This window comes from Ruegeria sp. THAF57, assembly GCF_903914075.1.
Taxonomy (GTDB): domain Bacteria; phylum Pseudomonadota; class Alphaproteobacteria; order Rhodobacterales; family Rhodobacteraceae; genus Ruegeria.
Genome location: NZ_CAIWNQ010000003.1, coordinates 583,201 through 597,197, shown reverse-complemented (window position 1 = coordinate 597,197; position 13,997 = coordinate 583,201). Strand labels below are relative to the sequence as shown.

Annotated in this window: 12 protein-coding genes; 11 read left to right on the top strand and 1 reads right to left on the bottom strand. The window is 52.3% G+C overall.

Annotated elements, in window-relative coordinates:
- Positions 1-221 precede the first annotated feature (221 nt).
- From RUESEDTHA_RS10855 to RUESEDTHA_RS10810, 10 genes are all read left to right on the top strand, one after another.
- A complete protein-coding gene (locus RUESEDTHA_RS10855; RefSeq protein ID WP_180886737.1) occupies positions 222-1,931 on the top strand; it encodes an amidohydrolase in 1,710 nt (569 codons plus the stop codon).
- Between the two features lie 185 nt (positions 1,932-2,116).
- Positions 2,117-3,646, top strand: coding sequence for a DUF3299 domain-containing protein (locus RUESEDTHA_RS10850; protein WP_180886735.1), 1,530 nt, complete (start codon positions 2,117-2,119; stop codon positions 3,644-3,646).
- A gap of 869 nt (positions 3,647-4,515) precedes the next feature.
- Positions 4,516-4,878 (top strand): DUF4145 domain-containing protein, encoded by a 363-nt coding sequence (locus tag RUESEDTHA_RS10845; protein ID WP_180886733.1) that lies wholly within the window; start codon positions 4,516-4,518, stop codon positions 4,876-4,878.
- A 344-nt stretch (positions 4,879-5,222) separates the two neighbouring features.
- Complete coding sequence (locus RUESEDTHA_RS10840; RefSeq protein WP_170676386.1) at positions 5,223-6,527, top strand: DNA cytosine methyltransferase; 1,305 nt, start codon at positions 5,223-5,225, stop codon at positions 6,525-6,527.
- Positions 6,527-8,101 carry an ATP-binding protein gene (locus RUESEDTHA_RS10835; protein WP_170770570.1) on the top strand — a complete coding sequence of 525 codons (1,575 nt, stop codon included), beginning with the start codon at positions 6,527-6,529 and terminating at the stop codon, positions 8,099-8,101. The genes RUESEDTHA_RS10840 and RUESEDTHA_RS10835 overlap by 1 nt, the downstream gene beginning before the upstream one ends.
- Entirely contained in the window at positions 8,094-10,295 is a 2,202-nt protein-coding gene (locus RUESEDTHA_RS10830; RefSeq protein ID WP_180886725.1) for a Z1 domain-containing protein, read from the top strand. The genes RUESEDTHA_RS10835 and RUESEDTHA_RS10830 overlap by 8 nt, the downstream gene beginning before the upstream one ends.
- Before the next feature lie 6 nt (positions 10,296-10,301).
- A complete protein-coding gene (locus RUESEDTHA_RS10825; RefSeq protein WP_170683816.1) occupies positions 10,302-11,285 on the top strand; it encodes a PD-(D/E)XK motif protein in 984 nt (327 codons plus the stop codon).
- 187 nt (positions 11,286-11,472) lie between these two features.
- Positions 11,473-11,982 (top strand): hypothetical protein, encoded by a 510-nt coding sequence (locus tag RUESEDTHA_RS10820; protein ID WP_170676394.1) that lies wholly within the window; start codon positions 11,473-11,475, stop codon positions 11,980-11,982.
- Between the two features lie 3 nt (positions 11,983-11,985).
- Complete coding sequence (locus RUESEDTHA_RS10815; RefSeq protein ID WP_180886724.1) at positions 11,986-12,366, top strand: hypothetical protein; 381 nt, start codon at positions 11,986-11,988, stop codon at positions 12,364-12,366.
- Positions 12,367-12,553: 187 nt separating this feature from the next.
- Positions 12,554-12,886 (top strand): hypothetical protein, encoded by a 333-nt coding sequence (locus tag RUESEDTHA_RS10810; protein WP_170676398.1) that lies wholly within the window; start codon positions 12,554-12,556, stop codon positions 12,884-12,886.
- 68 nt (positions 12,887-12,954) lie between these two features.
- Here the strand turns inward: RUESEDTHA_RS10810 and RUESEDTHA_RS10805 are convergent, their stop codons facing one another.
- Positions 12,955-13,197, bottom strand: a complete 243-nt coding sequence (locus RUESEDTHA_RS10805) for a helix-turn-helix domain-containing protein (protein WP_170676400.1) — start codon at positions 13,195-13,197, stop codon at positions 12,955-12,957.
- Between the two features lie 106 nt (positions 13,198-13,303).
- Here RUESEDTHA_RS10805 and RUESEDTHA_RS10800 point away from each other — a divergent pair, with 106 nt between their 5' ends.
- Entirely contained in the window at positions 13,304-13,606 is a 303-nt protein-coding gene (locus RUESEDTHA_RS10800) for a hypothetical protein (protein WP_170676402.1), read from the top strand.
- Positions 13,607-13,997 lie beyond the last annotated feature (391 nt).

The following is a 13,997-nucleotide window of genomic DNA, read 5'->3' as shown; positions in this document are numbered from 1 at the left end:
CAAGCTGTCCTGTTTGCGCACTCACTTTAACCGCTTATCGTGAGCCAGACGCGCATCGATTGAATTGCCAAGTCCGGCGTTAGGCGAGGTTATTGTGTCCCACGCTCCGCCCGTGCACGAACCGTCCAAATGATGACAGCCCGTAGTCGCGCGTCGCGGATTGTGACAAGATCAGGAATGCGTCAGGCCTTTTCAGCCTCGGTAAAACAGGGAGTTACACTGTGAAACAATCGACTTTCCGCTCAACAGCAGTTCTGCTGGCGCTGTTTCCGTTCGCCGCCGCCGCCCAGGACGCGGATTTGATTTTGACGAACGGTGAATTTTACACCGTTGAAGAAAAAGCGCCTATGGCTGAGGCGGTAGCGATCCGCGACGGGCGCTTCCTGGCCGTCGGTTCTTTCGAAGAGGTGTCTGTTCACCAGGGCGATGATACAGATATTGTCGATCTCGAAGGCCGGTTCGTCATGCCGGGTCTCATCGACGCACACATCCATCCGATCCGGTCGCAATTGATCGCCAATGTTGATATCTCTGTCAATGCGGCTGTGCCCATGACACCCGACGAATTCGCCGCCGAGATCAAGGCCTATGCCGACGCCAACCCGGACAAACCCTGGCTGATCGGCGCAGCCTTCTCTTGGGGCACCTTCACCGACACACCGCTGAATTTCGCTTACATAGATGCCATCGTTCCGGATCGCCCAGTTGTGATCGAGGACGAAACCGGCCACATCGCCATCGCCAATTCAAAAGCGCTGGAACTGGCCGGCGTTACCGAGGACACCCCGGATCCCGTCGGCGGCTATTTCGGTCGCGATGCAGACGGAAAATTGAATGGTCTGCTCTACGAAACCGCCATGCAGCAAGTGTTTGGCGCATCGCCGAACTACACGCTCGAACAGGTCACGACGGCGGCAGAAGAGATCTTCCCGCTGCTACATGCCATGGGTGTCACTGGCGTGAAAGTCGCTCAAGGTGATCACCTTTGGGCACAAGCGGTCCAGATACTTGACCGGCAGGGCAGGTTGAACATGCAGGTGTCGATGACCCCTTACGAAGTCGATTTCTACCGCCAGTATTCCAATGCCGAACTGCTGCGGAACCGCCAGCAGTATGAAACCGACCATTTCCGCATCGACGGTGTGAAACTCTTCGCTGATGGCGTGCCGTTTGGTCAAACAATGCTGATCAAACGGCCCTATCCTGGCACTGACAATTTCGGGCTTCCGGCGACACCGCCTGAGCAGTTGCGCGAAAAGATCGTGCATTACAACGGTCTCGGCCTCGGCGTGATGGTGCACTCGACCGGCGACCGCGGCGCAGAGATCGTCATGGAAGGCGTCGAGATGGCGATGGCGGCACACGGCGTCGAAGAAGTGCGCGCCCTACGCAATCACATCGCTCATAACGTGATCGTTGATTTTGATGACATTGATCGCATGAAATATACCAACGTGATCATGGAGTTCTCGCCCTCATTTTGGTTCCCGCGCGCGATTATCGACGCAGCGGAAGCCGATCTCGGCGCCGAAATGCTGCAAGAGGTCTGGCCACTTGGCCCGGTGTTGAGAAGCGGTGTCAATGTCGCCATTGGTTCAGATTGGAACCAGGCCCAGGCGGATCCTTTCATCAACATTGAGACACTCGTTACCCGGCAGGCTCCTGGGGCCGGTGCAATCGACCCGATCCTCGGCCCGTCCAGTGCCGTGGCACTTGAAGATGCGCTCTATGCCTACACTATGGGCGGTGCATACGCGATGTTCCTGGAAGAAGAAATTGGCTCGATCCGGGCTGGCAAGCGGGCCAACTTCATCGTGCTCGATCAGGACCTCACCGAGATCAACCCGAGCCAGATCCACGCAACCATCGTGCTGGAGACCTGGTTCGAAGGTAATAAGGTCTACGAGGGCACCGATAAGGTCAGCTTCTAGATTGGGTAAGTATCTCACAAGTACTCGGCAAATCTCTGGAGGAAAAAGAGTATGGCATCAACGGGTAGCAGATTAACAATGTCCGCATACCCGTTTTGCCGAGTATTGGTATGATGGGTGGGAACGCGACTGCGGAGAACCAAACGCGCAGCACCTTGCCTAGCTGGCATTCGCTTTGGGCCGCAGTGGCCATCGTGCTGGTTACAGCGACCAAGTCGTTGAGTCTGCCCTTGGTTACATGGGAGGATCTGGTTCCGAGCACAGAACCCTATGACGATCCCTTTGCCGCAATGCCCGCCGCACAGCTCGAGGACCTGAGATTAATCCTGCAATCGGAGATGCTCTCGAAACGCGGTGAGGCCGATACTGCGCGCACAGAGGCCCTAACTTCCGCGCGGTCGCGAATCGAGGCTGCCGGGCTGGATATCGAGGCTCTGTTCGCGCAACGAGAGCTCATTATGGCCAGGCGCATGGAGGCCGTTACAGGAGTTTCTGCGACGCATCTTGAACAACAGGTCATGATTGATGGCTACATCCTGCCGCTAACTATGGACGGCCGCAACGTCACCAGCTTCTTGCTTGTGCCATGGGTTGGGGCCTGTATCCACACACCCGCGCCACCAGCAAATCAGATCATCTACGCCTCGATGCCAGAAGGATTGGAGGATGTGAGCCTGTTTCAGCCCATGCGGATCTCTGGTCAGCTCAAACATCATCCGGCGGAGCATGACCTTTTCTTAGTGGACGGTCGGCGCGACGTCCCTGCAAGTTACGCGCTCGAAAGCGTGACTGTAGTTGGCACAGCAGGCGAGATGTCTTTTGCACCGACCGTTACGCCGGATCTGCCCCTCTTCGTGCGAATACAAGCACACGTGGCCAACGTGTTCACGGGTGCGATGACGGACATGAAAGCAGGCGCTTCTACCAAGAGCGCATTGTTCGCCTTACTGATTGCATTTCTCTACGGTGCGGTTCACACTTTGGGACCCGGGCATGGCAAGGCAGTTGTGATCTCCTATTTCGTGGGCTCCGGAGGGAACCTCCGGCGCGGGATCATGATGGGCACTCAAATTGCAATAACCCATGTCCTGTCAGCCATCGTCGTCGTTTTCCTTCTAGATTTCACCGTACGACAAGCTACCGGGAATGCCCCATCGGACTATCGATTGATCCGCCTCGCAAGCTACGCGGCGATCAGTGTGATCGGTGCGGTGATGCTCTGGCGCGCCGGTGCAGCGTTACTGGAATACCGCCGACATGACCACCATCACCATTCTGGCGGATGTGCCAGTTGCGCCGCGGCTGCAAAGAAGGCCGAGACAGGCTCAGGATGGCTTGCCGCAGCAATTGGCGTCGTCCCGTGCACCGGTGCACTTATGGTGATGCTCTATGGTCTGGCGAACGACTTAATTGGCCCCGCAATTGTCATGGTCACCGCGATCTCCTTCGGCATGGCTTTGTCGATGGCAGCCATTGGTGTCGCGGCAATCTGGAGCCACAATTGGGCCGCAGCCCGCTCGGCATCGAGTGCGACCCAACAGATGAGATTTGCCGTTGGAGCGCGGGTTGCCGGCGCCGCTGTCGTTTTTTTGATCGGTGCGACCATGTTCTTTCTCACCTTATCTCAACCAGCCGCAGTATTGGGTGAAAGTCCTTACGATACAGCTGAGATACAGTCACAAACAAATCATATTTCAAGTCCCGAAGGACAGTAATCAAATCAAACGGCCGGTCCAATAAAAGATTCATTTCTAACCGTCGCATCGATTGGAACACTAATTTTTTCATCCGTCCCGAACACCGGTTACGTCCTGCGAAGCCGGAATTGAATAGTCTTTTTGAATGTCCGCTTCGGGCTGCTTGTGGACGTCCATTTATTGCGCTGAAAAAGCAACAGGTTGACATTGCATCACCCGTCGTCAATTTACCCACGCACTCGGGAGTCTCGTGCATCGCAACACCCAAAGGGACACTGCATGATTGTCTTAGGTATCTGCATTAGTCGCTCCCAAATTCTCGTTAACGGGAATCAATCCGGCGTTGGCAACCTGTGACCGCTACTAATGACAGGACACCTAAAGAGCATAGTTCTAGACGACCAAGAGTCCTTGGCGCAGAGTTGACTAACTAAGCGTGTTCAGTCACAAAATATCGCGCTAAATCAAAGCTCGAAGAAGTAGAAACAATGCCATCTTTAGCGCAACAGTTCTCCAGATACTTTAGCGGTGAACCCACCCGCAAGTACCACTGCCCCACCTGTAGGGAGGGACAATTAGTGCCAGAAAAAGGTAGTTTTGTGGAGATTGAACCCGCGCACTCTAAGCTTGCTCATGGACATGAAGCTTGGGACCCGGACTGGATCGAGCGTCGGTTCACGTAGCAGTGCGTCTGCAACAATGAGCAGTGTTCCGAGGTTGCGTTTGTATCTGGCCGTGGTGGAGTTGACCAGGCCTACGACTTTGAGGGCGGGGCGGAATACTACGACTTTCGCAACATCCAGTCTTTCTTTCCTGCGCCGGACATCATTCGGCTTCCTGAAGACATACCCCGTGAGGTTGAAGAGCAACTCAAAAGAAGTTTCTCGTTGTATTGGATCGATGTTTCCGCCGCAGCCAATGCCATGCGCGCGAGCTTGGAAGTACTAATGGACGAGTTGAAGATACCAACCACGCAGAAATCTGACAAAGGTAAGGTTGTGCAAATAAGCTTGCATCGAAGGATCGAACTTTGGGCGGAAACCCACGAGGACTACGCCGAACTATGTTTTGCATTGAAAGAGGTTGGAAACCTTGGGTCACATGGCGAAAGAGTTCGCGAAAAACATTATTTTGGTGCGCTCGAAATCTATTCTCATGTCCTCACACAGTTGTTTGAGAACGACGCTGCGAAGATGAAGGAATTAGCCGCGAAAATTCGAGCAGAGATCAAAGGCAAACCAGTTACCTAGCTATACGGCGTTGCACCCTAGGTCGAAACTTGAACTGCGGAAAGCGACATACCCAGTTAACTGGCGAATAGCTTTGGGGTTCGATCCCGTTGAGCTTGCAGGTCTCGATCAGCGACGCGATGACGACTCAGTTTTGAGCGCCAACATCATGCCCGGCGAGGAGCGCGTTCTTGCGGTTCTCCACCGAGACGGAACCTGAGAACAACCCGTCAGTTGCAAAGAACCCGCCAGTTTGTGGGTTTGGCACTCTTTGAAGCAAGATGATGTGGTCAAGCGAACCAGATTGGTTGCAACCACTGAATTTCATGTGTACGCTAGGGAAAAAACGGAGCAGCCGTAACCGCATGAAATTCATAGATTTATTTGCAGGACTCGGAGGTTTCCACCAGGCCTTGGTGCAGCGTGGTGGTGAATGCGTCTTTGCTTCCGAGCTCAATCCGACCCTTGGTGCGCTTTACGAGAAGAATTTCGGCATCCTTCCCGTCGGGGACATCCGCACCGTCGATCTAGGAGCGATTCCTGATCACGACATTCTTTGCGCCGGATTTCCTTGCCAGCCTTTTTCTAAAGCCGGAGACCAAAAGGGGCTTGAATGCCCTCAATGGGGAAACCTCTTCGACTACGTTGTCGATATCTTGAAGCTAAAGAAACCTCGCTTTTTTATTGTTGAAAATGTCCCAAATTTGATGCGCCACAAAGGCGGGGAGACTTGGGAAATTATTTGCGATCAATTAAGATCATTGGGTTACTCAATCTCCTTTGAGCGTCTCTCCCCGCATATGTTCGGCGTACCGCAGAAGCGTGAACGGGCTTTCATAGTTGGCGACCTTGAGGGCTTGGATGGGTTTTCTTGGCCTGTTCCCAGCAAGATTGCACCGACCTCAATTCGAACTGTTCTCGACGAAGAGCCGGACGATGCGCACACACTCAATGAGGATCATCTAAATTATCTCGAAACTTGGCAGGAGTTCGTTGCTGCTTTTCCCGCCGATGAACACCTGCCATCATTTCCGATTTGGGCTATGGAGTTTGGTGCCGACTATCCTTTAGACGGAAAAACCCCCGACGCGCTCGGGTACGAAGGATTGGATCAATACTGCGGCGCGTTTGGTGTTCCGCTGACCGGACGGACACCGGAAGAAGTCAAAGACTTACTTCCAGCTTACGCGCGCACCTCCCTCGAAGCATTCCCTAGCTGGAAGATAGATTTTATTGAAAAGAACCGCGAGTTTTATACACGGCACCGCAATATCATTGATCCCTGGATCGACCGCATCAAAGCATTTCCACCGAGCTTTCAGAAGCTAGAGTGGAATTGCAAAGGAGCTGAACGAAACATCTGGAGCCATGTCATCCAGTTTCGAGCCAGTGGTATTCGCGTTAAGAAGCAAGACACGGCACCTTCGCTTATCGCTATGACGACTAGTCAGGTGCCGATAATCGCCTGGAAAAAGAGATACATGACGCCAAGAGAGTGCAGCCGACTACAAAGCATGGGGAATCTTGAGTTTCTTCCCGACACAAAAAACGGAGCATACAAGGCTTTCGGCAACGCCGTGAACGTCGAGGTTGTCCGCAACATCTTTGATGCACTCACAAATCGTGACTTGCGAGATGCACAAGCTCATGAGGCGGTGGCAGCGGAGTAATGGTTCAACTTAGTTCGGTAAACATCCGCCCCGGCGTCAACGTTCTTTCTGTTCTACCACACTTGAACTACAAAGCATGGTTCGCGCTTGCAGAGTTTGTGGACAACGCAATTCAAAGCAGCATCGATCAGAAAAAAGCTCTCAAGAAGGTCAATGGTGGGAGTTTTAAGCTTGTCATCGATATCGACTTCCGCCCTCAAGAGAACAGTATTACCATTCGGGATAACGCTGCCGGGATTGCAGAACGTGACTATGCTCGTGCCTTCCGCCCAGCAGAAATCCCACCTGATGCATCAGGACTTTCTGAATTCGGTATGGGGATGAAAAGTGCGGCCTGCTGGTTTGCGCCTAATTGGAGTGTTACCTCAAGCGCACTCGGAGAGAACACAGAACGGGCGGTTTTCTTCGACATAGATAAAATCGTCGAAGACAGCGTAGAGGAATTGCATGTCGTCTCAACTCAAGTTGCAACTGACAAACACTACACTGAAATCCGGCTCGATAATATCAGGCGTTTTCCACACGGAAACACGGTCAAGAAGATCAAAAGCCATTTGGCAAGCATCTATCGCGTCTTCATTCGCGAAGGCAGTATGGAGCTTCGCATAGATGGCGAACCGCTTGAATATGAAGACCCCGAGATTTTGGTTGCGCCAAGCTACCGTGATCCGGATGGACCCGACGTCGAATGGAAAAAAGACATCCATATCGATCTGGGCGACGGTAAGGCTGCCACGGGTTTCGTCGCCATTCGTAAGACAATCAGCAACCAGTTTGCAGGTTTAGCCTTGTTTCGGCGCAAGCGCCTGATCATGGGTAGTTTCGATGAAACTTACCGACCCAAGGATATTTTCGGAGCATCCAATACATATGCCTACCTCCGCGTGTTTGGTGAGATACATTTGCGCGGCTTCCATGTCAGTCACACCAAGGACGGCATCAAGTGGGAAGAAAGCGAGGACACCTTTCTGAAAGAACTTCGAAAAGTTTTGTCCGAGGATGATCTTCCACTTTTGGCACAGGTGCGTGAACACCGAACCAGGAAGGACGCAAAGGCCAAACGCAAGGATGCGACGACCGCGCTCAAGACAATGGCGGAGCGTCTCAAAGGGCAAGACTTGTCGCAATCAACGCCGGGCGCGGGGAGGTCTCCTGATCTGTTTCAACCGGTTGAGCCTGAGCCATCGCCAGAAACGCCGCTTCCGGAAATCCCGCAAAGCAAACAAGAGAATGTAAAGGTTCGGACGCGTTTTCGTGACGAACAATGGGTTGTATCCATCGAGCTATCCTATGACGATGATGCGTCGAACTGGCTCGAAATCAGTAATAGACCATCCATTGTCGATCCAGAACCACGTCAGGTTAATATCCGGATTGCTATGTTGCATCCCTTTATGGCGCAGTTTCCGACACTGGATTCAGAAGGCTTCTTAGCGGTTATGAACATTGCAGCAGCTATGGCGCTCGCCGAAGTAGCTGCTGGAGAACGTGCTGATCGAAACCCGGCCGCAGTACGCCGCTACACAAATGAAATTCTAAAAAATCAACTTTCGAAACCAATTGCCAATGACTGAACAGCCCAACGTCATCACTATTTCTTCACCATCTCCGCATTCATCCGGAAAATGGTCTCCCGTGCAAGGATCAGCGCTTACTGATCTGTTGAACTCCAACGACAACCTTTCAGACACCGAAAAAGAACGGCTTGTTCAGGAAACCGTATCAATACTGAGCGAATGTGCTCCACCCCAATGCTGTGATCAGAACAATACCGGTCTTGTGATTGGATATGTCCAAAGTGGGAAAACGCTGTCTTTTACCAGCTTGACCGCCTTGGCCAGGGACAATGGTTATCGCCTTGTAATCCTGTTGGCAGGAACGACCAATAACCTTGTCGAACAGTCCTTTGACCGCCTGAAGACCGATCTGGATGTGGCAGGTGCTCGCGAGTGGAATCTGTTCACTACACAGCAGAAAGCCTTTCAAGAGAGTGAAGTTGGGCGCGTGAACAAGGAACTCGGCGCTTGGCGTCGTAATTCTCCTCGCGCAAGGACGATCATCATTGTTTCGATGAAGCAACACCAACATCTTGAAAATCTGGCGCGCCTACTTGGTGAGTCAGACTTTTCCGACATTCCAACACTCATCATAGATGATGAGGGCGACCAAGCCGGGATGAATACCAAGGCCAAGCAAGAAGAAGAAAGTAAGACCTATCAACGAATTAGAGAGTTGCGGGAACTCTTCCCTCACCATAGTTACATCCTGTACACTGCGACTCCCCAGGCACCATTGCTTATCAGTAGAATTGATGCATTATCTCCGGATTTTGGCCGCGTCCTAACGCCCGGCGATCACTATGTTGGCGGCCAAGAGTTCTTTGTTGATGGTCAAAGTAAGTACGTTGAACTCATTCCAAGCGGTGATGTTCCTGATAAAGATGATCCACCCTTTCAACCGCCAGAGAGCCTAAAGTCCGCACTCCGAGACTTCTTCATAGGCGTTGCAATCGGGTTCATGGAGGGCGAGTTCCAGAAGGGTCGAAACAGGTCAATGATGATCCATCCGGCGGTTGCCAAAGACGAGCATTTGATGTTCGCTAGGTGGGCGCGCCAAATCAAAGATCATTGGGCGGAAATCCTCCAAGACCCCGCTCACCCGGAACATAGTGTCCTCCTGAAGCAGTTCGAAGCATCGACTGCGGCTTTGCTCAAAACCTACGAAACTGATCTCGGATACAAAGAAATCGCTCCGGTTTTGTTTGAGGCAATGGAGGAAACGACCGTACAGGAACTCAACACACGCGAGAAAAGTCGCATTGCGCCCGTGGATTGGGAGGGCGAATACAGTTGGATTTTGGTTGGCGGAATCGGTCTTGACCGTGGATTCACTGTTGAAGGCCTGACAGTGTCTTACGTGCCGCGTTCAACCGGAGTGGGTAATGCCGACAACATCCAACAGCGGGCACGTTTCTTTGGCTACAAGAAACGCTATCTGGGCCTTTGCCGCATCTACCTCACCGAAGAGAACATTGATGCCTTCTCTGGCTACGTGCGACACGAGGAGACCATTCGGGGATCCATTCGCAATCATCTTGCCAGCGGTAAGACCCTCAAGGAATGGCGACGTAGCTATCCGCTGGACAAGAGCCTAAAGCCTACGCGCTCTTCCGTGATCTTGTTGGAGATGTATCAATCCAAAGGGAAAAGCGGCTGGATCATTCCAAATCACCCTTTTGACGACGGAGAAGTTGTTTCCGACAACCGTGACACGGTTGACGCCATTTTGGACGCTTTTAACCTTGAGGCATATGCAGAAAATGGCTGGAATGATGAGCAAGTTGTTCCAAAGTTCAGCAATGCATTGCGTTTGGCTGATCTCGTCCCCTTCATCGGCCAGTTTCGTTACAAATGGACCGACGACACGCTTGAGCACGGTGCATTGATGTTAGGGCTGGAGCGGATGATCGCAGAAGAACCCGACATGCGTTGCAGTTTCTATGCGCTATCCGGTCCTTGGTCCGGCGTGGCTTCGAAACGGAGCCTGTCTGACAAAAACCCACCAAAGATTAAAAACTTGTTCCAAGGCTCGAACGCTCGGACCAACTATCCCGGCGCACGAGCACTGGTGTCTTCGGAGACTGTTACCTTTCAACTCCATCGTTACGACATACAAACAGCGGACAAGAAGCGTACGCTCAATGACGTGCCTATCTTAGCAGTTCATGTGCCCGATCCGTTGATGGAGCGTGTCTGGATCGAAAGGTAACGCATCATGTTGTTCGCGCTTTACAACACGTTGTGTGAAAGAATACCCGAGACGGAAGGCTCTCAGTTTGGTTTGCCCATCTCCGGCTTGGACGACCTTTGGCTGTGCGTAGACTTCAAGGCATACCCTGCGTTGCTACTGCCTGCCAAAGAGACTGATCTGCGGCCAGATATTGTACTGCGGTCTGTTGATGTGGGGTTTTCCAGGCAATGTGAAATTCAAACCGCCGACAACCAAGCGCAGTCTGGTTGCTACACGATCATCCGCCTCAAGGATGATGACCCGGACATTGTTCGGCTCTTCATGAGGATACTTGAAGAGCGGTTTTGTGGCGGTGATGATGCGCTCAACAACGCCGCAATCGCTGAAAGAATTCAGGAGATTGCTGCACTATTTAGCCAAGTTGGAGGCGCGTCACGTGATCTTATTGGACTTTGGGGCGAGCTTTTTGCCATTGCCCAATCCGTTGACACTGAGGCGGCTATCCGGTCTTGGAGCGCCCGGAAGAATGCCAAATTCGACTTTATCACAGAGTCGTTCGTATTGGATGTCAAAACAACGCTATCCAACATTCCGAAGCATAGATTTTCAATAGAACAACTGCGCCCGGCTGGAGACTTCGACGCGTTCATTTTTTCGCTGTGCGTCGAAGAAGTTCCAGCCGGAAAGTCGGTCGGAGAGATGATGGACATGGTCGCAGATCGGATTGCTGATACAGAGTTGCGCAGCGCGTTCTTGCTTCAGTGTCTCATTAAAGGAGGCCGAGATATCTACCAAAGCCCGTTGCACCTTCAAGCCTATCCGGAAGAGAACTGCTATGAGGTTTTCGATGCACGCGACATACCTGTTCCGGTCGTGGAATTGGGCTCACCCATCGACAATATTCGTTTCGACGTTGAACTGACCCAGATTGAGCCGATTCAGAACAGGGCAAAACGCCTTAGCGTCGGTTTCGTATGGTGTGGCATGAGAGGCACTTCACAACTGTGACGTCTTGAGCTATGCCTAAGTTATGACTTGCTGCGTACACCAATTGAGCACCCGAATAACTCGCTGATTCAGTGAGCCTTTGGGAGTGCCATGGTGGGCCAGGAGTCTTATAAGCTCTTTACGCCAGATTAGCGTCGACGGTGAGGGATCATGCCCCTCCACTCCTACCATTTAGGAGGAGTCCGTCATGTCGGATAGCAATATCGGCGTCGTCGATTATGACGACATCAAGAATTCAGTTGAGAAAGAGTTGGGTTACACGCCCGACGGCTGGGCAGGTCAGGTCACGGATCTTTTCCAGAAGATCAAGGAGCACTGCGACAAGCAGGAGATCGAGTATCCTGTGGTCTCTCAGATCAAGCAAAAGTTTGGCCAGTTGCGTATCTATTTCAGGACTGTGGTTAAGGACGAGCGGATCGACAGCTTGTTTCAAGCGACAATCGAACGAGCCAATCACAGCTGCGAGAAGTGCAGCAACGCAGCCCAGGTGCAGCTCGCAGAGGGCTTTGTCACAACGCTGTGCTGTTGGTGTGCGCATGAGCTCGTGTCGTCCAGGCGTCCGCAGAGTAAGCGCCTATTCGGAGATGGGCGGCCTGTGAAGGATGGGATGGCCTGCAATGTGTGTGGCTATAGGGGGCAGATCGACCGGACTGATGAGCACGGACGTTGCCCTGCTTGCGTGAAGAGGAATTGGTGAAACATGCTCAAAGTCGTTGTCTTTGTAAATGAGAGAGAGGTTGCCAGGGCGCACCTAAGCAACATCAGCGACCTCGCTGATATCTCCGACTATGAAGTCCAAATGAACGAAAGAGAATGCGCCAAGCTCGGCATTTCAGAGCGAGGCATCAAGGGCGAGATCCTGAGCCACAAGCGCAAGCAGACCGTCTGGGCTTTGGTCGAGAAGGCCGCAACGCTCTGGATGCGGAAAACAGGTGAGCGAGGTGATGAACTGACCAGGGCATTCCTGGCGAGGAGAAAGGCCGAGTTTATCGCCGGGCGACTGCCGCTGTCTGATCCGATCACCGCAGAAGAGATCAGGGCGCGCAAAGTGTATGAAGAGAATGACGATGAGAGTCATTGAGCCGGTGTACACCGAGACTGAAGATCCGCGTTTTAGCGGATGACACTTGCTGTCAGAGACGACGAAAGCGGCCGGTGGTTTCCCATCGGACCAAAGGATTTCGCAGACCTGACTTATGAAGAGATGACGGAAGAGCGGAACTCTGAGATCATCGACGCGAAGGCGGAGTAGCTGAAAGGAGGGCGAAATGAATGGAATCCATTTGAGGCCTGAAGAAATCGCCTATGGCTGGGCCGCATGGCGAGAGCAGATGGTCCTTCAACTCGAAGACGATGATGCGCCTGAGTATATCAAGCGAACCGTTAGGGAGTGGTTTTTCGAGGAATACGAGAAAGCCACCCTCCGCGGCATGGAGATGCCCTGCCCTGATTTCTTCGACATCCGGTGGACCGGCAAGGATGGACTTATCACGCAACATGAGGACACGCCCACGGCAAACATCCTAGCATCGACGCTGCGAGCGAAGCTCCAAACCAACGTCATTCAGATCGAGAAGTTCATTGAGCGGTGGCAGTTGTGACTATCGTCAGAGTTGTTTTCTGCGATAGATTCAATGTCCAGAGGTGTACCGAGAGAAATCGCTAGATTCTACTCAGCCTCTTCTTCAATTTCGGATACCAATCTGGTCAAAGAAAGACCCAGTGCGCCACTGAGAAGTTGTAGCGTTCCGAGAGTTGGTTGGTGGTGGCCGGATTCCAGAAGTGAGATGTATTGCATGCTTCGGTTAGCCTGCGTGGCGAGCTCTAGTTGCGACAACTTCTTGGCGAGTCTGTGGCGACGCAAAACTCTTGAAAATGCCAATAGCAGCGGGTCGTTTTTTGCGTTCGCCATATTTTGACAAATCGCCCACGTAACGCTAGTCGTCTATACAGTATACTTTGAATCTCAGGGTAAATTTCAACTGCACAAAGGTTTGGCAAAAAGCGGGGGCCGTTAAATGGCGGAAAGAGTTCATCTCACAGAAACCCAGATGATTGAAATACTGAACAGACTGGAAATGCGCTTTTTGGAGCGAATGGCTCTCGAAAATGAACACAAGATTTTTGTCAAACCGCACCTTGCATCAGGTGAAAAACCAACTCGAACAGGTGGAAGGCCAAGGTCTCAATACGTTGGGCAACTGCATCTCTCGATTTTGGAGGAAGATGAAGCTTGGTTCAAAAAGACTGCACAAGCCAACAACCTGCAATACGGAAAGTTCTTCACCTGCTTACGCCAAATTTTCGAGCGACACGGTTAGGTTCGTAATGAAAGAAGGTCAAAAGCCAAACAGCTTCATGCATAGTAAAGGCGCGAAAGTATAAACGGGATTTGAATCCAAATACCTGATGGGGGTTCTCAAGGGCTACCGCACCGCAATCTAGGGCTGCTATGATTAAGGTCGCCGCCCCAGATAGCAGTGCTGTATCCCGCTTCGTCTAGTTTACCAGCCCCACTCACCGATCCGTGCGCCAGTATCCCGAGTTAATGGGCTGGCTCATCAACTCGGTTTCAGTCCGCTCATCAACCGTCCGATCTTCTAATGAACCGGTCACTCAATATGCGCTCTCACGGACACACAGCCCATGAAGCGGGAGCGCATGATGGTTCAGACCACGCAGCATCCTGAAATCTGGACGCCGGCTGCACCC